This window comes from Sphingomonas sp. (genome assembly GCF_041661825.1).
GTDB lineage: Bacteria > Pseudomonadota > Alphaproteobacteria > Sphingomonadales > Sphingomonadaceae > Sphingomonas.
The window spans coordinates 279,321-301,840 of record NZ_JBAZTU010000001.1 but is presented as its reverse complement, the minus strand read 5'-3'; the positions used below and the strand labels follow the sequence as shown (position 1 = coordinate 301,840).

Genomic DNA, 22,520 nt, shown 5'->3' with positions numbered 1-22,520 from the left:
GATGAGTGACGGTCTTCTCATCGCGGCGGGAGCCAGCGCGGCGTGCGGGAGCGCGGCATTGCGCTTCGCCTGGTCCCTGCCGAAGCGCTCCCCGGCCTGGAACAGTGCGGGCTGGGGCCTGTTCGCGCTCGGCGTTGTCCTGGGATGGGTGAGCGCCGGCGCCTGGGGAACGGCCGTCGCTTCATTGTTCGGCATGGCGGCGGCGCTGCTGATCCTCGCTTACGCGGCCGGCTCGGCGCCGACCACGACCAACAAGGCATCTAACCGGCGCGCGGGTGCGTTGCCGGAAAGCGGCGAGCCATGGCAGCTCGGGCGACGGATCGTCACCTTCCTGATCGTCGTTCTGGTCGCGATGATCGTCTCGGTCGGGCTGGCCCTCGCGGCGCGCGGTCTCGTGGCCTGGTCGGGTGCGGGTGACGCCAATGCCAATGTCGCGAGCTTCTTCGTGATGCCGCTCGCCTGGACGCTGCTCGCCTTTGCGGTGCTGATGGAAGAACGCCGCGCGAAACAATGGCGGCTGCTGGCGATGTCCGCAGTGCCGGGCATAGTGGCAGTGATCATCGGAGTGGCAGCGTGACGGTCGCTCCCGAAAGCTCCACGGTCAAGCGTGCCCTCTCGGCGCATGCCGCGATCGGCTTGCTGGCAGGTGCGCTGCTCTACATCGTCAGCCTCACCGGGACTCTCGCCGTCTTCTATGAAGAATGGCAGCGGATCGAGCAGCGCAATGCACCGGAAATGACGGCGATCGATCCGCAGGCAGTCCAGCGCGGGGTCGCAGCGGTGCTGGCGAGCGAAGCGGGCAAGCCGAAGACCACGCATCTCTACGTCCATCTGCCGGTCGATACCCTGCCGCGTGCCACGATCACGACCGACACCCAGGCCGTCCATCTCGATGCCCAGGGCGCCGTTGCCGCCAAGGAGGAAATCGCCTGGTCCGACTTTCTGGTCGAACTCCACTACATCCTGAATATTCCGGGCGTCATCGGCATCACCATCGTCGGAGCGCTCGGCGTGATGATGCTGGCGCTGACGCTGTCCGGCGTCATCGCGCATCCGCGCATCTTCCGCGATGCCTTCCGGTTGCGCGCACGCGACAGCAATGGTCTTGGCCTTGCCGACTGGCACAACCGCCTGAGTGTCTGGACCCTGCCATTCACTGTCGCGATCGCGCTTACCGGTGCGCTGATCGGCCTGGGCAGCATCACTGCTTATGGCGTGGCGCAACTCAGCTATCGCGGCAATGTCGAGGCCGTCTATGCGCCGATCTTCGGTGCGGAAGGAAAGCCGGACAAGAAGGCGGCACCCGCGCCGGATGTCGCGACGGCGCTGGACTATATGAAGGCGCACTATCCCGGGTTGCGGCTGACCTATGTCACGCTGCACGACCCGATGACCGCCGGTCAGCACATCCAGATCCTGGGGACGCCGGAGCGCCGGCTGGTCTTCGGCGAATATTATAATTTCGACGGGCTGGGTCGCTTCGTCGGTACGGCAGGCCTCTCCGACGGCGCGCTCGGGCAACAGGCCTCGGCGTCGACGTACAATCTGCATTTCGGCAATTTCGGCGGCTTGCCCGTCAAGCTGGTCTATTTCCTTCTCGGACTGGCGCTGACCGGCATCTGCGCAACCGGCAGCTATATCTGGCTCGGCAAACGCGAGCGCCGCGGTATCCAGGAGCCGCGGCTCCGGGCGCTGTGGGATGCCGTGGTCTGGGGATCGCCGCTGATCCTCGCCGCGACCTTCATCCTGCGCAAGCTGCTCGGGAACGGCGTGCCGCTCGTCGCGACCTACTGGCTCGCCACGGCGGCGCTGATCCCCATCGCGTTGCTCGTCACGACGCGGGGAAAGCTGGAAAAGCTCTTGAGGCGATCCCTGGTCGTGGCGCTGCTTCTGGGCACCGCGCTGGCACTCGGGGTTTCGTGACGATCGTCCGCTTGAGGGCGCGCTGAAAGCCGGTCCTTGCCCATCGTTGCGGGGCGCGGCACACACGCGGGCAACAAGCGAAGGACGTACCCGTTTCCGCCCAGTCATCCGGACTCGCCCAGGTCTATACGGAAATGCGCGGCGAATTGCTGCGGTTCCTGACTGCGCGCCTTGGCGATCCCGCGGCGGCGGAGGACGTGCTCCAGGATTTGTGGCTCCGGCTCCAGGCAGTCGATTCCGGACCGATCGCCAATGGCAGGGCCTATCTCTATCGCGCCGCGCAGAACATCGCGCTGGACGCTGTCCGGGCACGGCAACGTACCGCGGCGCGCGACCGCCAATGGGCTACGGCGCATAGCGGGCCGGGCGCCGAGCCGGCCGACCTGTCTCCCAATGCGGAGGCCGACCTGCTGGCACGCGAGGAAGCCGCTGCGCTGGCATCCGCGATCGCGGCGCTGCCCGAAGCCGCCGGACGGGCATTCCGGCTGCACAAGCTGGAGGGGCTGTCGCACGCGGAGATCGCCGCGCGGCTGGGCATCAGCCGCAGCGGCGTCGAGAAACATATCGCAGTCGCGATGGCGCACCTGCGGCGCGTGATGAAGGACTGAGGTATGCGGGATCGGCGACGTCTGAAGGGTGTAACAGGGCGGCATGATCGCAAGATCGCGCCGATGGTGACGGCATGAGCGCAGAGACGGACGAAGCGGCCGCGCGCTGGCATCTGGCGCAGGCTGACGACGACATGGACTGGATGGCCTTCGCTGAATGGCTGGAGGCCGATCCACGCCATCGCGAGGCCTATGATGCGATCGCCCTGCTCGATGCGCGGATCGATGCGGCGCGGCCGATGCTGTCCCGATTGCTGCCGGCCGAACCGATGCCGCGCCGCGCCCCTCGCATTGCCGTCTGGGGGGCGATCGCGGCCGTCCTGATCGCGGTGATTGCCATCGGCATCCTGCGATGGCCGCAGGACCGGACGCCCGAAACCATCGCCTATCGCGCGCCGATGGGCCAGCCACGCGACGTACGCCTTGCCGACGGCTCCACCGCGACGCTGGCGCCGGGCAGCATCCTGCGTGTGGCCAGGTCGCGCGATGTCCCCATGACGCTCGAGGGCAACGCCTTTTTCGATGTGCGTCACGATGCCGCGCATCCCATGGTCGTGCAGGCTGGCGGCTATGAAATCCGCGACGTGGGGACCCGGTTCGAGGTCTCCACGAGCGGCGGCATGGTGCGGGTTGCGGTGGCCGAAGGACGCGTGGCGGTCCGCTCACCCCATGTCGCCGGCGAGGTGGAGGTCGGTGCGGGCAAGGCGCTGACCCTGACGGGAGCCGGCGACCCGGCCGACCTGCGGCCGGCGCGCGCGCAGTCTGTCGGCGCCTGGCGAAAGGGGGCGCTGGTCTATGACGATGTGCCGCTGGCGATGGTGGCCGCGGACATTGCGCGTTCCACTGGACGTCCAGTGACGATCGACCCGGCGGTCGCTCGCCGCCGCTTTTCCGGCGTGATCGCGCCCGGCGATCGCACGGCCATGGTGGCAGCGCTTGGCGAGTTGACCGGCCTGAAGACACGAACGGATGGCGATGCGATACGTCTTGGCGACAGCGCTGGCCGCTAGCGCCGCGCTTTGCCCCAATCCCGCCCAGGCGCGCGACACCCGATATCGTGTCGATATCGGCGCGGTCGACGTCGCCGATGCGCTCGCTGCGCTGTCGGCGCAGACCGGCATCTCGTTCGCCTCCGACGGCCCGATGCCGCGACGCGCGGTACGGGCGGTGCGTGGCGACATGACGGTAAGCGAAGCGCTCGACCGGATGCTTCGATCCCTCGATCTTCGCGCGGTGCGCGTCGGCTCGCGCGCCTATCGCGTCGTGCGGCGCAAGCCAGTCGATGAGGGCAGGGCGGCCCCCGAGCCGCCTGTTGCCCCCGCCGAGGACGTCATCGTTACCGGGCGCAAGCAATCCGAGATCCTGTCGGGCGTAGCGGCACCCGTCGCGGTCTATGTGCCGGACGGCGAAGACCTGCCCGGAGCCAGCATAACGACCCGCGACGTCGCGCGCGCGACGCAGGGGCTGTCGCTCACCAATGGCCAGGGGGGCGGCCGGCTGTTCATTCGCGGCATTGCCGACAGCCCTTTCAACGGACTCAGCCAGTCGACCGTCAGCGTCCAGTTCGACGATGCGCGCGTGACCTATGACGCGCCCGAGCCGGGCTTGCGGTTGATCGATGTCGCACGCGTGGAAGTGCTGAAGGGTCCGCAGGGGCCGCTCTATGGCACCGGCGCCCTTGGCGGTGTCTATCGCATCGTCACCAACCGCCCGGTGCTCGGGCTGATCGAGGGCGAGGCCGGGCTTGGTATCTCGTCCACCGCAAGCGGAGGCCTGGGCAAACAGGCGGAGGGCGTGCTTAACCTGCCGCTGATCAGCGACCGGGTCGCGGTGCGGGTCGTCGGCTATGCAGCGGCGGATCCCGGATGGATCGACGACGCGAAGTTCGGCCGCGACCTGAACCGGTCGGTGACACTCGGTGGGCGGGTCGCCTTGCGCGTCGTGCCCTTCGACGGCTGGACCGTCGATCTGAGCGCGGTGGTGCAGACGATCGACACGCAGGATAGCCAGTATGTCTATCGTGCCGGCGAAGCCCGCTCCCGCGATGTGCCGGTGCGCGAGCCGCGTTCCGGCAGGGTCGAAATCCTGCAGACCACGATCGCTGGGTCGATCGGGTCGCTTCCGCTGACGATCGTGACGGGGCTGACGAGGCAGAACCAGAGCGATGTCTATGATGCGTCCGCATCGGCGGCGGCGCTCGGCGTTGGGCAGCCCGCGCTCTATCTCGACTGGCGGCGCTATCTGGTGTTCGATCAGGAGGTCCGCCTCGGCTCGGCGCCGGGCAGCCGCTTCGCCTGGGTCACGGGGGCGTCGTTCATGCTGGCGCGAACCGATGCGAACGGCCCGTTACTGTCGGGCAACGGGCCGATGGAAGGGGTCCTGTCAGCTCATCGGCGCGTGATGGAGACCGCGATCTTCGCTGACGGATCATTGCCGCTGCTGCCCCGGTTGAGGCTGGGTATCGGCTTCCGCGGTTTCCGGACGGACACGCGGGACGATCGGTTCGAGCCCGCCTATCTCGCGGCCCGGGCCAAGACCTCGCTCAGCGTCACGCCCAGCGCCTCCCTGTCGTACGAGATCGCGCCCGACCAGCTGCTCTATGCCCGCTTCGGAACCGCGTTTCGGCCGGGCGGTCTCGATACCGGCAACGCCGTCACGCGACGCTATGATGCCGATGAGGTGCGCAGCGTCGATCTGGGCGGGCGCGTACGGCTGGACGGGGGGCGGCTGAGCCTCGACGGGAGCCTGTTCAGGGCGGACTGGAAGAATGTCCAGTCGGACTATCTGCGGGCCAATGGGCTGATAGCCACGCACAATGTCGGCCGGGCGACCATCATCGGTGCCGACCTGTCGGCGGATTGGCGGCTGCCCGACGGGTGGCGGCTGAAAGCGGGCGCGATCTGGCAGCGTCCGCGCCTTCACCATGCCGCGGACGGCAGCGCGCTGTTGCCTGGTGTGCGCTTGCCGGTAGTGCCGGACGTATCAGCGCGGCTTGCCCTGGCGCGCGACGTGGACCTTTACGGGTGGCGGATCACGCCGGGCGTGTCGGCGAACCTGGTCGGCGCCTCGCGCCTGAGCCTCGACGCCGATCTCGATCGGCGGACGCCGGCCTATGTCGTCGGCCGGTTCGGCGTCTCTGCCGGCCGCGACCGGCTGACTCTCCGCGCCGATATCGACAATCTGCTCGACGCGAGCGCCGATACCTTCGCCTTCGGCAACCCGTTCTCGGTGAGGACGACGCGCCAGTATACGCCGCTCCGTCCGCGCACCGTCTCGCTGTCGGCTTCGCGCCGCTTCTAAAAAGATTTCCGGCCGACTGCGGTTTCGCCCGGCGAGCCCGTCATTGCGACGATGAGACCGAACAACCAGCGGCCGCGGCGGGCGGTCTCCCAACATCATGGTAGGAGGAAGTAATGCGTCTATTTGCCGCAGCAATCACGCTGTCCGGGTTCGTGGCGGGACCAGCCCTTGCGCAGGACAAGCCGTTCGAAGGCGCCAGCGTCACCGTCATCGGCGGGGTCGAGGTCAGCCAGTCGTTCGGCGATGCCAAGGTCGGCGCGCTCTATGGCGGGCAGCTTGGGTATGACTGGCAGTCCGACCACATCGTCTTCGGCCTCGAGGGCGAAGTGACCGGCGCGACCGCGACGGACTGCACCACTTATTACTACCCCGGCGGCGCCAACGCCCGATCGTGCGAGAAGCCGGGCCGCGACCTGTATGTGGGCGGCCGTGTCGGCACCGTGCTGGGGGAGTCGACCCTGCTCTACGCCAAGGGCGGCTATACCAATCTGCGCCGGGCCTTCGACTACACCTCGGGCGGGAGCGGGCCGGCCAGCTATTCGGGCAGCGGCACGACTGACGGCTTCCGGGTCGGGCTCGGCGTCGAGAAGCGGCTCGAGAGCGGCCTGACGCTCAAGACCGAGTATCGCTACTCGAACCATGAGGGCCCCTATAGCAGCCACCAGGCCGTGGTCGGCCTCGGTTACCGCTTCTGACGAAAAGGGGGCCGCTTCCACCCGGAAGCGGCCCCTTCTTCATGCGCGAACCGGGCGATCAGAAGGCGAAGGTGATCGTCCCGTGATAGCTCTGGTTGGTCACGTCGCTGCGACCGATCGTGGTGTTCGCACCCACTGACAGCGAGACCTTGTCGCTGGCCGAGAAGGTCAGGCCGGCGCTGGCTTCGGCCCAGTCATTGTCCGAGCTGGCCACCGCGAACAGCGCGTTGGGGCCGACCCCGCCGACGAAGTTCGCGCCGACAAAGCCGGGCTGCCGGCCGAAATCATGCACCCAATAGGCCGAGACGTACGGCTTGACCGTCGCACTGTTGCCGTGCGCGTTGAACCCGGCGCGGGCCTGGACGCTGTCGAGGCTGCCCGGCTTGTACACCAGGGCCGGGCCGCCGCCCGTCTCGTTGATCGTGTCGAACATGATCCGCGTGGCGCGCAGCGAGACGCGGGGATCGAGCACGATCGAACTGCTGACCGGAACCGAGCCGCCGGCTCCGACCTCACCCGAGATGAACAGCGACTGGTCCTTGCCGACCAGGCGATAGTTCGTACCCGCCAGGCTGACGTTGCGGACGGTGCGCGAGTCGAACACGCCCGCGCTGAACGTGCCGTCGAGGAACAGGCCGCCATGCGTCTTGACCTTGCCGTACAGCGTGCCCTGGAAGAGCGTGCTGCTCGCCTCCTGGCCCATAAAGGACGGGGTGGAGTCGAGATCGGTATAGGCAAAGGAGAAGCCGAGCAGCGCGCGCTCGCCAACGTCGGCCTCAAGGCCTGCCGCGACGAACCAGCCGTTGAACTGATCGCGGCCGGCCAGCGGAACGGCGGTCGGCATCGAGGCGCTGTGGCCGTCGATATAGCCGCCCGCAACGAACGCGCTCATCGTCTCGGGCAGCTTGCCTTCCTGGCTGACCATGCCGCCGCCCGCATCGCTGCGGGTTTCCTGCGTGCCGGGCATGCCGGACGAGGCAAGCGCAGCGATCTGGAACGGCTTGCCGATCATCGCGACCGTGCCACCCAGATTGCCGACCTCGAGCGAGGCGAGGCGATCGCGGTAGAAGCGGCCGGTATTGTCGACCGACGCGGTCGCCAGTGCCTGACGGGTGGTCTCGGCGCGGGGCGCGAGGCCCTCGAGCGTGGAGCGGATCGTCGCCGCGTTCTGCATGTCGAGGATGCCGTACAGGTCGCGCAGGTCGTTATAGACGATACGGTCCTGGTCGAGCAGCCTCGCATAGGCGGTCTGCACCGGTGTGTTGGCGACGACATTGGCATAGAGCCCGGCATCGATCGTCACCGAGACCGACTGCGCCTGATAGGTCAGGCGCGGCGTCAGGATGGCGCTGATCGGGGCGGGGGTGGCGAACTTCGTCGTGCCGTCGATCGGCCTTTCGGTGGTGAGGAAGGTGTAATAGTCGCCCGCCCGGATGGTGTAGCCGGCCGCCGGAGCGAAGGTGACGAAGCCGCCCAGACTGGCGGTGCCGTTGTTGGGCGTCGTGCCGGTGAAGCTCGTCGCCTTGACCACGATCTTGTCCGACACGCCGTTCGCGCCAAGGTTGATCGCGACGAGGCTGCCCGACGACAGGATGATATTGCCTTCGAAGGTGAGCGTGCCGGTGGTGGTCGAGGTGCCGGGTGAGATGGTGCCAGCGACGTTGGTGAAGAACGGCGTGCGGATGGTGCCGCTACCGCTCAGGCCGCCGGTCATCATGAAGAAGTCGCCCGGCGTGCGCAGAAGTCCGTCGACATTGATCGTGCCGGCGAACTGGTTGATGTCCATCAGGCTGGTCAACGAGCCGGCCGAGGTGATGTCGAGCGCCGCCGCACCACGGATGGTAAAGCGGTCCACGGTCACGGTCGTGTCGAGGGTGGTCTTACCCGCCGCCGACAGCGTCACGTCGAAATAGCGCGACATGACGTTGGCGAGGCGATCACCGTCGCTGTTGTTGGGCACGAAATTCGTCGCGCCCGGTAGGCCGTTAGAGATGGTTGGCGTGGGGAGAGCCACGACCGTGCCGCTGGTGGTCTGCGATCCGCCCGCGCTCTGGCTTTCCGCGCTGCCGGTGAGATCGGCGACCGTGTCCGTGCCGCGATCGTCACCCGCGACGCCGGCTGTGTCCTGGCCGATCGGTCGGACGACAACCGTCTCGGTGCCGGTGGCGATATCGAGGCAGTCGCTCACGCCACCGCTTTCGAAGCAGGCCTGGCCGAAGCCTGGCTGTTCCGCCGTGCCGGCGCCTGGGGTTGTCGGAACGCCGTTCACCAACGTGCCGTTGGGGCCGATGATCTGGTAGTTGGGATCGAGATTGCTGACCCAGTGCGTCGCGTCGGACCATTTGGCATCACCGGCCTTGGCCGAGACATAGTGATAGGGGTTATTGGCGGCAATCCAGTCCCAATAGAGATAGAGCGGCTGGTAGAAGCTCGCCGTGCCATAGCCGTTGGGTGCCTGGCCGTTGAAGAAACGGGTATAGCCGCCGGAGAGAACGCCGATCACGACCTGCTGCGCGAACGTGCGGTCCAGGATCAGCGGACCGCCGGAATCGCCGCTGGCAGTGATGCCTTCATTAGGCAGGGCATTGTCGCGCCATGCGTTGAAATCGAACACGCTCGCCTGGGGCGTGCCGCGGCGGGGATCGTCGAAATCGATCCAGTAGAGATTCTGGTGCAGGCCGTTGGGCGCGCCGAACAGGAAGGTCTCGAACTCGTCGAGCGAAGCGAGGGCACCGAGCGTGTTCTCGGCGATGCGGCGGCGATAATCGATCCCGCCCGTCGAGCCGGTGGTGCCAGTGCCGTTATTGCCATAGCCATCGATGACGACATGATAGCCGGTGCCGCCAGAGGTGATGGTAGTCGCGGGAAGGGCGGAGAAGAGCAGCGCCCAGGTCGGGATATCCTCGGCGGGCGTGTCGAGTGAGGCGATCGCGACGTCGCCATAGAGGAAGCCCGCCGATTCCGGTTCGAGGGAGAGTGGATTGTAGCGAATCTGATTGGCGTCATAAATGTAGCGCGAGGTGTTGGTGGCATAATTGGACAGCCACAGGTTACGATCGCTGTTGCCCGCGGTATTGACGCTGTTGTTGAAAAAGAACGCGATCGGCTGGCCACCGCTGTTCTGGCCATAGGCAGTCGCGTCACGCTCATTCACGCAGTGCGCGGCAAAGATTACGGTGCGCGGGTTGATCAGTGTTCCGGTGCATAGGCCGATGAAACCGTTCTGCTCGTCCACGATCATCTGGCCCACGCCGGTGACTTTGTTGGGGTCACGCGCCGTGGTCGGCGTGCCCGGATTGGCGATGACGACCTGAGGTTCGAGATAGTCGCTGACCGGCGCGACCGCATAGCCATGCTGGCGTTCGAGGAAGGCACTGGTCGGCGCTTCGGAGACGCTGTCCTGCGCGGCGCGATACGCGTTGGTCGGATCCTCGAGATTGGCGCTCTGCGCATTTGCCGAGCCGGCAATGACGATCGACATCGTGGCTGCCGTTGCCAGCAGAAACGCGCGCGACCGTGCCGACGTCGCCAGAGAAGCGGTCTTATTCATTGAAATACCCCCGTATTCGGATCCAGGTCGAAACCTTTCTCTCAGATGAACAAAGGCTATCGCTGTGGAAGGGAAGGTCAAGCGGCGATGGGGCCGTTACGGAAGTGTACAGGCTGGAAACCACCAATCGTTCCCGGACTGTGTCCCGAAGGTCACAATGTCGATCAAGGTCAGTAGGGGGCAAGTAAGCACCGAGACGAGCGCACGGCCGGTGCTCCCGGTGTTCGTCGGTTTTGACACTGGTCATGTTGAATGATGCATGGATCTGTGGAGGCATGGCTCATCTGAGCTCTCGATATATATCCTCGGTATCCTCGTACAGCTCGCGATACACATCGTACGAGTCCTCCTTCAGCTCGCGATAGATGTCGTCCGTCGTCTCGCGCTCCCGCTCCCGCTGCACGCCATAGCGCCACGGATCGAGCCAGGCGGGCTCGCGCGGCATCACCGGTTCGGCGAAGGTCAGTGCCAGCGCATCGGCGTCGTCGGGCGAGGCGAGGCCGCGGGCCTTCATATGCTCCTTCTTCTCGAGCAGGATCGAGACCTGATCGGCGGCATAGCCATATTCGACGCCGGTCAGGTCGGCGGCCAGCGCCTCCTCGTCGGGGATGGCGCCGCCGGTCAGCCAGCCGCGCATGTTGGTCCACATCTCGGATCTTTTGTTGGCGGTCTGCACGCGCAGATCGCCGGCCCAGACTGCGTCGCGGCCCTTCGCGCCGAACCAGACCTCATAGACATTGTCGAGGCCGAGCTGGCGCAGGCGATCGACCACCGCCGCGCCGATATTGCCGGCATCGACGAAGATCGCGTCGGGATGGAGCGCCTGCGCCTGGAGCGCGACGTCGCCGGCGAGGCTCATCGCATCGACCCGGTGCCAGCGCTTCCACGGGCGCGACCGCGCGTCGCGGCCGCAGCGGATCGCCAGCGTCGAATGATCGTCGCCGAAGCGCGCGCAATCGAGGCCGAAGATCACCGGATCGAGCGTGATCCCGTGCACCTCTCGCGCGCGGGCGAGATCGACCAGGTCGTTGCCGATGAACTGCATCGAGGAGGCAATGGGGAATTGCCCGCGCACGCGCACCTTCACGATGTCGCTGTCTTCGCCATAGGTAGCGACCAGCTCGTCGAGATAGGCCTTGTTGGTACCCTCTACCGTTCGGCTGTCGATCTGCGCGGCGTTCCACAGATGGCGGTGCTTGCCGAAGCATTCGCGGAACGGGCCCGTGTTCATCGTCGGGTTGCCGAAGGCGAGGAACAGGATCTCGGTATCTTCGTCGGTCAGCGCGCCGAGCGCGACCTCCCAGACCTTGGGCGCGATGCCCGAGGCTTCGTCGAAGATAAGGATGATGCGCTTGCCCTGGTTGTGCAGGCCGGCGAACGCCTCGGTATTGGTGACCGACCAGGTGACGAGATCGCTGCGCCAGGAGCGGTCATGGCCGGGCGCGGTGGAGACGAGCGACGTGGCGGTGACGCGGAACCAGTCCTTCGTGAACGACAGGTTGTGCCATTTGGCGATCTCCGGCGCGGTCTTGGTGAGCAGCTGGCTTTCGGTGTTGGCGGTGGCGACGATGCGGGTGTCGATGCCCGTATCGAGACCCCATTTGATCAGCATCGCAATCAGCGCGGACTTGCCGATGCCGTGCCCCGAAGCGCGCGCGATGCGGCACGGGGTGAAGCGGGTGGCGGGGTTGGAGAGGTGGGCGGCGATGGATTCCATCACCTCGCGCTGCCATGCGCGCGGACCGGCTACGCCGCGCAGCGCGCCGTCGCCCCAGGGATAGGCGAGACTGGCGTGGACGAACGGATCATGACGGTGGGCGATCATGCGATCGAACAGCGGCTGGGGGTCTGCGGACTTAGCCATTAGCCACCGCCATTGCGGGGAAAGGGCTCGAACAGGAGAGGGCGCGGGGCGGGTGCGGGGGCGGAAGGCGCAGCCGGAGCCGGAGGCGGGTCCGGATGAACCGGGACCGGCGGGGGCGCCGGGGCTGGTTCGGCGTCCATGGCGGGAGCCGGTTCCGGTTCCTGCTGAAGTTCCGGTTCCTGCTCCGGTTCCGGCGGCGCAGCCGGGGGCAACTCCTGTGATGGCGGCGGTGGCGAAGCCAGCTGTTGTGGCGGCATCGGGTAGGATGGGTTGTAATCCTTGACGCGGGCGAGCGCCCTTTCGATCCGCTCGACGGAGGTCGGCTCGCGCGCTTCCTCCTGATGGTCGCTCCATGTCTTCGGCTGGCGGACGCGGAGCCATTGCCGCGCGGCGACGGGATCGGGCGGGAGATGCTCCTTGTAGGTGGCGTAGACCGGATCCTCGCCGGCGTGCTTGAAGACCCTCGTGCGCTCCACGGTGCACCCGACGGCGCGGGAATAAAGCGCGCGTTCCACCCGGGCGTCGGCGTGCTCCTTGCCGACGACCACCGCCTCGGCGAAGGCTTCGTGGGTGTTGCGCCAGCGATAGATGGTGCGGACGCACACCTGGAAATGCTCGGCGAGCTCTTCATCGGTGGCGCCGAGGCGACACATGGCACGGGCCTGATCGGCAAATTCTGGTTCGTAGATCATGGTGCCGGGATAGCGGCGGCGGGATGAGGTTTGAATCGATGGCCGCGTGTTGGGAATGTCAGGGAGTTTGCTGACATTTTCGATATTGCGGGGCTTAGATAATTATAGATATATTTCAATATGATAGATAAAAAGAAAGTGCGTTGCCACCGGAATCCTTCACTCGACTTCGTGTGTGGCGGCGCCTTGCGATGATCGCGCAGCGGCTGGCGCTGGCATCGTGGGAGGCACGGTTGGTTGCCGCCAAGGTATCCAACAACTAGATCCGAAACGGTTTTTGCTGCGCGTTTCGCCTTGCGGTGATTCGGTCGCTGGACTCTATTGCTGACGGGCCAGCGAGTCGCGACAGGCGGCCGCCACGGGTCCAGGGGGCGTATCAAGGTACCATGATCTGAAGATGTTACGGACGAGCAGTCGCCGATCGAGCGATTGTGTCTTGCAATGTTGGATTTTGAGTTGTTCTGTATTTGTTCCACGGCCGGGAGGCCGCCAACGGGTGGGGATCGCACGATGGTGAAGAGAGCATTCGAGTTCCTGATAACCGGCGCAATGATCGCGGTGGCTATGGTTGGCGCGACGGGGATCGCGAGCGGATCGGAGACGATCAATTATAGCTATGATGCCAAGGGGCGCCTGGTTCGGGTCCAGCATTCCGGCACGGTGAACAACAATGTCGTGGCGAACTACACCTTCGACGCCGCCGACAATCGCAAGAACCTGAAGGTCACCGGCGCGCCCTAGCGGTCGTCGCGCCCAGCGCCTTTGAGAGGCGCGATCCTCTTTCACGATATCAGAACAGGAGACAGCCCATGGGCCGATTTTCCACGCCTATCCGCGCGCGCCGTGTTTTCATGCGCCGTGTCGCGCTTTCCGTTACCACCATTCTCGCTGCCGGCGTTGCGGTTCCGGCGCTGGGCCAGACGATTACGGCGCCGACGCCCACCCGCCCGTTGCCCGACGGCAATGGCGTTGACCTTGCCACCGGCAAATTTTCGACGAAGTCCCAGACGGTCGGCATCGGCAATGTGAACTTCGCCGACATCTGGACCGGCAAGATCGATTCATCGACCTTCACTAATCTGGTGCTTCACAATGCATTCAACGCGGTCGTCTTCGTCAACGGGCGCTCGCTTCGTTTTGTCCCCGACGTGAACGGTGTCTTTCAACCCGAGATCGCGAATGGTGCGACCTTTGTCAGGGATCCGAGCGGCACTGCAACGTATACCGCGCCGGATGGAACGGTTTATGATTTCGTCCCCTCCGTGGCAGGCACCGTCACGGGAGGCCCTACAAATCAAATGGGGTATGGTGGCGAGTGGTCGCGCCTTTCGAAGGTGACTTCACCCAACGGCGAGACGAAGACCTGGAACTATCGGACGGACCAAACCCTGACGAACTGCATTCCGAACCGGTTTGGGCCCCCCCTCTGCACCGTAACACCCTACCAACGTCCCCAGTCGATTACGACCAATACCGGCTACATGCTGAAGGCGACCTATGCGAGCCAGACTCCGGGCGCCGACTTCAACAAGCTCGTCAGCGTCACCGCGATCGACCGCAGCATCGATTATTGCGATCCGATGGCCGACGCCTGCACCGGACTGACCAAGCCGTGGCCGAGCCTCGCCATCTCCGAGACGACCGACAATACCGGCCTGGTCGTACGGAATTTCCAGGATCCGCTGAGCGAGGAATTCAAGGTCCGGCTCGGTATCAATGGCCCCGCTCAAGTCGAAGAGGACGATCAGGGCAACGCCGATTATGTGGTCACCTATTATTCGGACGGCAAGGTGCAGACACTTACCCATCACGGGGTAACCACAAGCTACACCTATACGCAGACCAGCAACGAGTTGATCGTCACGCGTACCAAATCCACTGGTGCGACCGAAACCTATCACATACCGCTGACCGCCGCGCGCCTCACCTCGCAGACCGACGCGCTCAACCACACCACCAATTTCGAATATGATTCCGCCGATCGTCTCATCAAGACGATTTACCCGGAAGGCGATCAGTTGTGGTTCAACTATGATTCGCTGGGGCGAGTCATCGAAACGCGCCGCAAACCGAAGAGCGGTTCGGGGCTTTCGGATATCGTCGCCACCTCGACCTATGATCTGAGCTGCACGGCCGCCACGCTGAAATATTGCATGAAGCCGCTTACCGCCGTCGATCCGAACGGCAAGCAGACCGACTATAGCTATAGCTCCGTTCACGGCGAGCTTACCAGGGTCCAGGGTCCCGCGCCCGCCAGCGGCCAGCCGCGGCCCGAGGTGAATTACAGCTATACGTCGCTGTATGCCAAGGTTCGGAATGTGTCCGGCGTGCTCGTCGATGCCGATACGCCGGTGTGGAAGCTCACCCAGATCACTCAGTGCGCGACCGCCGCGACCTGCGCGAACAGCCCGAACGAGACGCGGACGACCATCACTTATGGTACGGGGAATGGCGGCGCCAATTTGTTGCCGACCCAGATCACCGTCGCGGCCGGCGACTCCTCGGTGAGCAGCACGACGACCTATGCCTATGACGAGTTCGACAATCTCGTCTCGATGGATGGGCCGCTGGCCGGTACCGCTGACACGACCTATTATTTCTGGGACGCGAGGCGGCGCACGATCGGGGCGATCGGCCCGGACCCCGACGATAGCGGCCCGCTCAAGCGGCGTGCGAGCCGGCTGACCTATGATGGCGACCGGCTGATCACGAGCGAGGCGGGCACGGTGACGGGGACCAGCCTGAGCGACCTTACCGGCATGACCGTCGTCCAGACGGTGACCCCGACCTACGACGCCAACGATCGTACGACGAAGACGGTCGTGAGCGCCGGTGGTACCGCCTATCAGGTAGTGCAATATGGCTATGATGCACTCGGCCGACCGGAGTGCACCGCGCTCCGCATGAACAACGCGGCTTGGGGATCGTTGCCGTCATCGGCCTGCACGCTCGGCACCGCAGGAAGCGCGGGGCAGGACCGCATCACCAAGACGACCTATGATGCGCTCAACCGGGCGACGCTGGTGCAGAGTGCCTTCGGCACTGCCGACCAGGCGGGCGAGGCGATCAGCTACACCGTCAACGGCATGACCGCGACGGTGACCGACGGTCAGAGTAATACGACCACCTATGAATATGACGGCTTCGATCGTCTTTCGAAGACGCGCTACCCCAGTGTCACAGCGGGTGCCGGCACCAGCTCGACGACGGACTATGAGCAACTTGTCTATGACCCGAACAGCAATGTCACGAACAGGCTGCTTCGTGGCTATGCCAGCGACAGCACGCAGCATATCGATTTCGCCTATGATGCGCTCAATCGTGTCACGTCCAAGACCGTGCCGGAAGTGGGCTCCTCAGTGAGCTATCAATATGACCTGCTCGGCCGGCTGACGGTGGCGGGTACGTCTGGGCAGACGCTCTCCTATAGCTATGACGCGCTGGGCCGGAACCTGACTCAGTCCGGGCCTGTCGGTACCGTCAGCTCCTTCTACGATACGGCCGGTCGGCGGACTCATCTCTACTGGCCCGATGGCTTCTATGTGAAGTACGACTATCGGGTGACCGGGGAAGTCAGCGCCATCCGGGAAAACGGCGCGGCTTCCGGGGCCGGTGTGCTCGCGACTTACAGCTATGACGATCTCGGCCGGCGGACGGCAGTGACTCGGGGCAACGGGACGACCACCAGCTACAGCTACGACAACGCCTCGCAGCTTTCGTCGCTGGTGCAGAATCCCGCCGGCACGACCTACGACCTCACCCTGGGTTTCGGACAGAATCCGGCCGGGCAGATCACGGGTACGACGCGCTCGAACGATGCCTATTCCTGGACGGCGGCGGCGAATGTCGATCGGCCCTATGGGGTCAACGGCCTGAACCAGGTCACGACCGTGGGCCCTGGCTCACCCCCGGGTCTGGTCACCTATGATGCGCGCGGCAATCTCGCCAGCACTGGTGTGAACACCTATTCGTACAGCCCGGAAAACCTGCTGCGTACGGGGCCAGGCAGCAACGTTCTCTATTATGACCCGTTGCTCCGGCTCTTCCAGATCAACGGCACCACGAGGTTCGGCTATGACGGCCAGAACATGATCGGGGAATACACCACTGCCAGCGCGCTGACGAAGCGCTATGTCTACGGCCCGGGGACGGACGAGCCTCTGGTCTGGTATGAAGGGTCGGGCACCAGCGACCGGCGCTGGCTGCACGCCGACGAGCGCGGCTCGATCGTCGCGGTGACGGACGGTTCGGGGGGCGTGATAGGGCTCAATACCTATGACGAATATGGGGTGCCGGGCAGCGGAAATATCGGACGATTCCAGTTTACCGGGCAGTCCTATTTGGCTGAGTTCGATCTCTATTATTACAAGGCGCGGATCTACTCGGCCAAGCTCGGTCGGTTTATGCAGACTGACCCTATCGGTTATGGAGATGGGATGAACTGGTACAATTACGTCGGCGGCGATCCCGTTAATTTTGCCGATCCGAGCGGCCTAAAACTGGTATGGGCCTGTGTCGGGGTGGGAGACGCAATGGATTGCGGTTGGCACGAGGATGGCCAAGTTACCTTGTCTCCCGGGGACGTAAGAGGAGTACCCGTGCCAGGTGGTGCTCCTCAAGATGAGCCACCTATTGGCCCGGATATCGTTGTGACTGCTAACCCTTCTGAATTTTGCAAAAATATAAACAAAGCTTCTGATAAGGCAAAAAAGGACCTTCCGGGACACATTGCAAATACATGGAGATGGTCTAACGTAGATGCTCTTAAGAATGATCTAAGCACAGCTGCAATGAATTATTCAGAGGCGAGTGGGGTCTCTGATGCCTTGGCCTATCTAGGAATAGGAATCGCTGCAGATGGCGCGCAGGCGAAACTTCGTGGAGCACCGACTTTGGGTTCCAGGGTTGGATCTCTTCTAGGCTTGGGGCGCGCCGCGAATGTTGGTATCACAGTGGGGTTGACTGCTTACGGTATGTTTGCTTCCTCGGAAGCTGGAAGAAGTCAGGCTCAAATGGCGGCTCTAAATGCAAGAATTGCTAAATTGCAAGCTCAAGAGGCCCTTATTTGCCCATAGAGCGATGTTTAAGGTTAAGAGAAGGAAAATGGCGGTGCCTGTGCCAGTATTTTCTAGAAAGTTATGGATCGCTGTCACATCGCGATGGGTTGTCGTTCCGGTCTTATTAATCATTGCGACGATATTGGTGGCCAAACTATTCGAGCGCAGCCCCGGCGCCGGTTGGGTAGGTGTCGCTATCTGTGTCGTGGTTTTTTTTGGAAGCCGGCTTATTCCATACCCTCCGAGAGATGAAAGCTCGGATTAGGTGGAATGCACCCCTGTATTGAGACACAGCTAGTTGAGTGACAGGTCGATATTGCCATAGCTTGATGGGTTGTTGGAGAGGCCGAGTTCGGCTTCGAATTCGACCGGCGACTTGTATCCGAGTGCGGAGTGGGGGCGCTGGGTGTTGTAGACGGTGTCGATGAACCGGCCGATGTCACGCCGGGCGTGCGCGGGTTGAAGTCGGCCACGCCGTGCTCCCGGTAAGCCTTCCACAACAGCTTGCGTCGCACACTGAGCTCGGCCGCCAGCGTCGTAGGCTGCTCGCCGCCTTCCAGGCGCAACACCGCCCGCTCCTTGAACTCTGACGTGAATATCCCTGTGTTCGTTCCGACACGATCCCTCCTCAGGCAACCGTGTCACCCAATTACCGTGTCTCACTCCAAGGGTGCACTTCACTTCAGTCGCGACCAAGGGCTGTCCCTAATTTTACTGTCTCAGCCTAGGGTGCGCTCCAGAAGCGCGAGTTCGCCCGTGCGTAAGCGCGACCGGATTCATTTATATCGTGTCCGATTGAATCGCACTTGACTCTTTTCCGCGACTCACTTAGATAGATCGCATCCGATGTAATCGGGTACGAGTTAAACCATCAACCGAAAGGACTGACCATGACTGCCAAGACCATCTATTCCGGAACCACGCACAATGTCGGCGGCGCCAACGGCTATACCCGCAGCGCTGATGGCTTCCTCGACCTCCAGCTGTCTGATCCGCATCCTGCCGCGGAAAATTTCTTCGGCGCGGCCTGGTCGGGCTGCTTCATGGGCGCGATCGGTCTGGCCGCCGCCCAGAAGAAGGTCACGCTGCCCGAAGCCCCGTCGGTAGACGCCACGATCGACCTGGTGATGGAGGCCGGCGAATTCTTCCTGCGCGCCAAGCTCGACGTCACCGTGCCCGGCATCGACATCGACCTGGCCCGCGAGCTGGTCGATCACGCCCATGAGATCTGCCCCTATTCGAAGGCGACCCGCGGCAATATCGATGTCCAGGTGACCGTGCTCGAGCCCGCTTTCGCCTGAGCTGACCGCCCTGGCCGGACGGCGCCCCCTCGGCGCCGTCCGAGCCCTTCCGATTCAATCGGATGCGCTTTAGACCGGGTGCCTATCGACCGGAGCAAGACGATGACCCGCCAATCCGCCGCCCCTGCGACCAAGCTCGGCGATTTCCTCTGCTTCGCCGTCTATTCGGCCAACCTCGCCTTTGGCAGGGCATATCGGCCGATCCTCGACAAGCTGGGCCTGACCTACACTCAATATGTGACTCTGGTCGCGTTGGGCGAGGAGGACGGCCAGACGGTCGGCGACGTGGGCGACAAGCTGTTCCTCGAATCCAACACGCTGACGCCGATCCTCAAGAAACTGGAGCAGCTCGGTCTGGTCGAGCGCCGGCGCGATCCGACCGACGAACGCCAGGTCCGCGTCAATGTGACGGCCGCGGGCCGGAAGCTGCAGCGGGAGGTTGAGAACAGCGCCGCCAGGCTGATCGACGCGACGGGTCTTGGCGATGATTTCGCCAAGGTGCAGCAGACGATCGCCAGGCTGCGCGACAATCTGCTGAGCTCGACCAAGGCATAGCCGAAGGTTGGGGTTAGAAATTAGTATAGTGTCCCCGAACAATAGGCGGCCTTATATCTCCACCCGCCGGCTGCTAGACACACGGCCATGACAAAGCTTCTCCTGGCGGGCGCCACGGGCATGGTCGGCACGGCGGCGCTGGCGCTGGTGCTGGAGGACGCGCGGGCGACTCAGGTGGTCGCGCCGACGCGCCGGCCGCTTGTGCCACATGCGAAACTGCTGAACCCGATCGTGACCAGCGACGACCTGCCGCTCGATGCCGCGTGGTGGGCGGTGGATAGCGCCATCTCTGCGCTGGGGACGACGCGGGCGAATGCCGGATCGGCCGCGGCCTATCGTGCCATCGACTATGACTTTGCGCTCGCCATCGCGGCGCAGGTCCGCAAGGGCGGCGCGACCTGCTTTGCGCTGACCTCTTCGATGGGGGCGGATGCGCGGTCATGGTTCCGCTATCCCCGCACCAAGGGCGAGCTCGAGGACGCGGTCGATCGGCTTGGTTTCGCGTCGCTGACGATCGTGCGTCCGGGTTTCCTCGGTGGGGAGCGCAGCGAGCACAGACCGATGGAGAAGACGATCGGCCGGCTGCTCGACATCGCCGCGCCGATCCTGCCGGCCGGCGCCCGCACCAGCCCCGCTGCGACCGTCGCGGCGCTGCTGGTCGAGGCGGCGTTGCAGGGCAAAGCGGGGCGGCACGTCATCAGTTCGCGGGAGATTGCGCTGGCTGCCGCCGGTCGTGGCTGAGGCGCGACCGGGAAGACCGCGCACCCTGCATGCCGCCTCTCCCGCGCTGGCCGAGCGCGCAATGCCTGCAGCCCCATTCGATCCGATCTTTTTGTCTTGATCGCCGGTCGTTGGCCCGCTAGGCGCACCCCCCTGCAATGTGTCGGGGCGTGGCGCAGTCTGGTAGCGCACTGGTCTCGGGGTCCAGGGGTCGTAGGTTCGAATCCTATCGCCCCGACCATTGCAGCTTTCCTTCCCGGCGGTTTCTCGCGGGAAGGATGAGCGCCCCGATCAGCTTCTCGCGCCGAGCATGTCCTCGATACTGGTGAACTTCTCGCGCGGGGCGCCGTCGCGGGCGCGGGCGGTCTCCGCCGCTTCGATCTTCTGCCAGTCGCGGAAGGTGACGACGTCGACATTGCGACTGCCGAGCAGCGAGTCGAGGCCAGTGCGGCCGGCCTTGCCGCTGTCATCCGAGAGATCGGCGGCGATGTGTTCGGCGATCAGGAAGCCGTCGGGGCGGTTGGTGCCGATCGTGCCGGTCGGCCCGCGCCGGGCCCAGCCGACGGCGTAGAGGCCGGGGCCGATCCGGCCATCCGTATTGGCGAAGCGGCCGAGCTTGTCGTCATAGGGCACGCCCTCGATCGGCGGGGTGCGATAGCCGATGCAGCTGATCACGAGGCCCGCGGGGATCGCATAGGTCTCGCCTGTGCCCAAAGCGCGGCCTTCGGCGTCGATCGCGGTGCGCTCGACGATCACGCGCTCGGCCTTGCCGTCGCCTTCGACGCGGAGGGGCATGGCGTAGAAGTCGAACTCGATGTCGATCTGCTTGCGGTCGGTGCGCGTCGCGAAGTCGCGCAGGTGGGTGACCGACTTGCGCTGGCCCGGATCGAGCGCGGCATCCTCTTCGAGCGGGGGGAGATCGGCCGGGTCGACATGGGGGACGGCGCGGGTGAGGTGGCCGAGCTCGCCCAGCTCCTTGGGAGTCATCGCGATCTGGTGGGGGCCGCGCCGGGCGAGGATGGTGATGCGGTCATGCGTCGCGGTGCCGAGATGGTCGAGCGCGTGCCCGACAATGTCCGATCCGGCGAACTCGCTTTCCGCCTTGGCGAGGATGCGGGCGACGTCGAGCGCGACATTGCCGGCGCCGACCACCACGGCGCCGGGGCCGTGGAGCGAGGGGTTGAGGCCGGCGAAATCGGGATGGCCGTTGTACCAGCCGACGAACGCCGCGGAGCCGACCACGCCGGGGAGATCGTCGCCGGGCACGCCGAGCGGCTTGTCGGCGGGGGCGCCGGTCGCGAGGACGACGGCGTCGTAGAGGTCGCCCAGCTCGGCGATGGTGACGTCGCGGCCGACGCTGACATTGCCGACGAAGCGGACGTTATCGGTGAGCGCGACTGCCTCGTAGCGGCGCGAGACGCCCTTGATCGACTGATGGTCGGGCGCGACGCCGGTGCGGATCAGGCCGTAGGGGACGGGGAGGCGGTCAATGATGTCGACGCGGACGTCGTCGCCGAAGGTCTTCTGACAGGCCTCGGCGGTGTAATAGCCCGCCGGGCCGGAACCGATGATCGCGATGTGACGCAAGGCCCGCTCCTCGTTGTTTTGCAAGATGCTAGCGAGGAGCGGGGGTTGGGGGAAGCGCTCAGCCGCGGCGCTTGGCGCGCCAGGCCTTGACCGCGGCCATGGTGCCGGTGACGTGGCCGGCGGGGCTCATCTCCGAATGGACGAAGATGATCTTGCCGTTGGGCGCGATGACATAGGAGGTGCGGTTGGTCATCACCCGCTCGCCCTTGCCGATATGCACGTCATAGCCGCTGATCGTCGCGGGCTTGGCCACGCCGACCGGGAAGGCGTCGCGGCATTCGACCTTGGAGAAATCGGCGAGCTTGGCGATCGGATCGGCGGAGAGGCCGATCAGCGTCGCGCCGTTCTTCTGGAACTCGGACGCGGCGAGGGCGAATTCATGCGCCTCGATCGTGCAGCCCTTGGTGAAGGCGGCGGGGAAGAAATAGAGGACCACCGGGCCTTTGCGCAGCGCGGACTTGAGTGCGAAGTTGAACTGCTTGCCGCCGAGCGCCGCCTGGGTGGTGAAGTCGGGCGCCTTGGCCCCGACGGGAAGCGCGGCGTTGGCGGGGACGGCGAGAGCGAAAGAGGCGAGCAGGGCAGCGGCGGCAGCGAGCTTCATGTGAGTCTTCCCTAAAGAGGCCGGAGGGCACGCGCGTCTTACTCCGCCCGAGGGTGCGGCACCATCA

At 64.8% G+C, this 22,520-nt stretch carries 17 protein-coding genes and 1 tRNA gene; 12 read left to right on the top strand and 6 right to left on the bottom strand.

Going from position 1 to position 22,520, the window contains the following annotated elements; genetic code table 11:
* Position 1 precedes the first annotated feature (1 nt).
* From WC729_RS01230 to WC729_RS01205, 6 genes are all read left to right on the top strand, one after another.
* Positions 2–577: a hypothetical protein gene (locus WC729_RS01230; protein ID WP_372848713.1), complete on the top strand. Its 576-nt coding sequence runs from the start codon at positions 2–4 to the stop codon at positions 575–577.
* Entirely contained in the window at positions 574–1,923 is a 1,350-nt protein-coding gene (locus WC729_RS01225; protein ID WP_372848711.1) for a PepSY-associated TM helix domain-containing protein, read from the top strand. The genes WC729_RS01230 and WC729_RS01225 overlap by 4 nt, the downstream gene beginning before the upstream one ends.
* Positions 1,924–2,057: 134 nt before the next feature.
* Complete coding sequence (locus tag WC729_RS01220; protein ID WP_372848709.1) at positions 2,058–2,531, top strand: sigma-70 family RNA polymerase sigma factor; 474 nt, start codon at positions 2,058–2,060, stop codon at positions 2,529–2,531.
* 74 nt (positions 2,532–2,605) lie between these two features.
* On the top strand, positions 2,606–3,541 hold the full coding sequence (locus WC729_RS01215) for a FecR domain-containing protein (RefSeq protein WP_372848707.1): 936 nt from the start codon (positions 2,606–2,608) through the stop codon (positions 3,539–3,541).
* Entirely contained in the window at positions 3,507–5,831 is a 2,325-nt protein-coding gene (locus WC729_RS01210; protein WP_372848705.1) for a TonB-dependent receptor domain-containing protein, read from the top strand. The genes WC729_RS01215 and WC729_RS01210 overlap by 35 nt, the downstream gene beginning before the upstream one ends.
* A 113-nt stretch (positions 5,832–5,944) precedes the next feature.
* A complete protein-coding gene (locus tag WC729_RS01205) occupies positions 5,945–6,526 on the top strand; it encodes an outer membrane protein (protein WP_372848703.1) in 582 nt (193 codons plus the stop codon).
* A 58-nt stretch (positions 6,527–6,584) separates the two neighbouring features.
* On the opposite strand, the gene WC729_RS01200 is transcribed toward WC729_RS01205, so the two are convergent.
* From WC729_RS01200 to WC729_RS01190, 3 genes are all read right to left on the bottom strand, one after another.
* Positions 6,585–10,076 (bottom strand): autotransporter domain-containing protein, encoded by a 3,492-nt coding sequence (locus WC729_RS01200; RefSeq protein WP_372848701.1) that lies wholly within the window; start codon positions 10,074–10,076, stop codon positions 6,585–6,587.
* Positions 10,077–10,356: 280 nt separating this feature from the next.
* Positions 10,357–11,940: a terminase gene (locus WC729_RS01195; RefSeq protein ID WP_372848699.1), complete on the bottom strand. Its 1,584-nt coding sequence runs from the start codon at positions 11,938–11,940 to the stop codon at positions 10,357–10,359.
* On the bottom strand, positions 11,940–12,632 hold the full coding sequence (locus WC729_RS01190; protein ID WP_372848697.1) for a hypothetical protein: 693 nt from the start codon (positions 12,630–12,632) through the stop codon (positions 11,940–11,942). The genes WC729_RS01195 and WC729_RS01190 overlap by 1 nt, the downstream gene beginning before the upstream one ends.
* Positions 12,633–13,142: 510 nt before the next feature.
* Here WC729_RS01190 and WC729_RS01185 point away from each other — a divergent pair.
* Complete coding sequence (locus WC729_RS01185) at positions 13,143–13,373, top strand: hypothetical protein (RefSeq protein WP_372848695.1); 231 nt, start codon at positions 13,143–13,145, stop codon at positions 13,371–13,373.
* Between the two features lie 68 nt (positions 13,374–13,441).
* Positions 13,442–17,707, top strand: coding sequence for an RHS repeat domain-containing protein (locus WC729_RS01180; protein ID WP_372848693.1), 4,266 nt, complete (start codon positions 13,442–13,444; stop codon positions 17,705–17,707).
* 276 nt (positions 17,708–17,983) lie between these two features.
* On the opposite strand, the gene WC729_RS01175 is transcribed toward WC729_RS01180, so the two are convergent.
* Complete coding sequence (locus tag WC729_RS01175; protein ID WP_372848691.1) at positions 17,984–18,187, bottom strand: integrase core domain-containing protein; 204 nt, start codon at positions 18,185–18,187, stop codon at positions 17,984–17,986.
* 392 nt (positions 18,188–18,579) lie between these two features.
* Here WC729_RS01175 and WC729_RS01170 point away from each other — a divergent pair, with 392 nt between their 5' ends.
* The 4 genes from WC729_RS01170 (at position 18,580) to WC729_RS01155 (ending at position 20,506) form a co-directional block, all read left to right on the top strand.
* On the top strand, positions 18,580–18,990 hold the full coding sequence (locus WC729_RS01170) for an Ohr family peroxiredoxin (protein ID WP_372848689.1): 411 nt from the start codon (positions 18,580–18,582) through the stop codon (positions 18,988–18,990).
* Positions 18,991–19,092: 102 nt separating this feature from the next.
* Positions 19,093–19,545 (top strand): MarR family winged helix-turn-helix transcriptional regulator, encoded by a 453-nt coding sequence (locus WC729_RS01165; protein ID WP_372848687.1) that lies wholly within the window; start codon positions 19,093–19,095, stop codon positions 19,543–19,545.
* An 87-nt stretch (positions 19,546–19,632) separates the two neighbouring features.
* A complete protein-coding gene (locus WC729_RS01160) occupies positions 19,633–20,286 on the top strand; it encodes an NAD-dependent dehydratase (protein ID WP_372848685.1) in 654 nt (217 codons plus the stop codon).
* Positions 20,287–20,429: 143 nt separating this feature from the next.
* Positions 20,430–20,506 (top strand) — tRNA-Pro (locus WC729_RS01155).
* Between the two features lie 50 nt (positions 20,507–20,556).
* Here WC729_RS01155 and WC729_RS01150 read toward each other — a convergent pair.
* Positions 20,557–21,852 carry an FAD-dependent oxidoreductase gene (locus WC729_RS01150; protein WP_372848683.1) on the bottom strand — a complete coding sequence of 432 codons (1,296 nt, stop codon included), beginning with the start codon at positions 21,850–21,852 and terminating at the stop codon, positions 20,557–20,559.
* A 58-nt stretch (positions 21,853–21,910) separates the two neighbouring features.
* A complete protein-coding gene (locus WC729_RS01145; protein WP_372848681.1) occupies positions 21,911–22,453 on the bottom strand; it encodes a peroxiredoxin in 543 nt (180 codons plus the stop codon).
* Between the last annotated feature and the right edge of the window lie 67 nt (positions 22,454–22,520).

Coding starts and splice junctions, on each gene's coding strand:
- WC729_RS01160 (WP_372848685.1), top strand. CDS start 19,633: ATGACAAAGCTTCTCCTGGCGGGCGCCACGGGCATGGTCGGCACGGCG.
- WC729_RS01185 (WP_372848695.1), top strand. CDS start 13,143: ATGGTGAAGAGAGCATTCGAGTTCCTGATAACCGGCGCAATGATCGCG.
- WC729_RS01220 (WP_372848709.1), top strand. CDS start 2,058: ATGCGCGGCGAATTGCTGCGGTTCCTGACTGCGCGCCTTGGCGATCCC.
- WC729_RS01170 (WP_372848689.1), top strand. CDS start 18,580: ATGACTGCCAAGACCATCTATTCCGGAACCACGCACAATGTCGGCGGC.
- WC729_RS01195 (WP_372848699.1), bottom strand. CDS start 11,940: ATGGCTAAGTCCGCAGACCCCCAGCCGCTGTTCGATCGCATGATCGCC.
- WC729_RS01145 (WP_372848681.1), bottom strand. CDS start 22,453: ATGAAGCTCGCTGCCGCCGCTGCCCTGCTCGCCTCTTTCGCTCTCGCC.
- WC729_RS01200 (WP_372848701.1), bottom strand. CDS start 10,076: ATGAATAAGACCGCTTCTCTGGCGACGTCGGCACGGTCGCGCGCGTTT.
- WC729_RS01215 (WP_372848707.1), top strand. CDS start 2,606: ATGAGCGCAGAGACGGACGAAGCGGCCGCGCGCTGGCATCTGGCGCAG.
- WC729_RS01210 (WP_372848705.1), top strand. CDS start 3,507: ATGCGATACGTCTTGGCGACAGCGCTGGCCGCTAGCGCCGCGCTTTGC.
- WC729_RS01180 (WP_372848693.1), top strand. CDS start 13,442: ATGGGCCGATTTTCCACGCCTATCCGCGCGCGCCGTGTTTTCATGCGC.
- WC729_RS01165 (WP_372848687.1), top strand. CDS start 19,093: ATGACCCGCCAATCCGCCGCCCCTGCGACCAAGCTCGGCGATTTCCTC.
- WC729_RS01190 (WP_372848697.1), bottom strand. CDS start 12,632: ATGATCTACGAACCAGAATTTGCCGATCAGGCCCGTGCCATGTGTCGC.
- WC729_RS01230 (WP_372848713.1), top strand. CDS start 2: ATGAGTGACGGTCTTCTCATCGCGGCGGGAGCCAGCGCGGCGTGCGGG.
- WC729_RS01205 (WP_372848703.1), top strand. CDS start 5,945: ATGCGTCTATTTGCCGCAGCAATCACGCTGTCCGGGTTCGTGGCGGGA.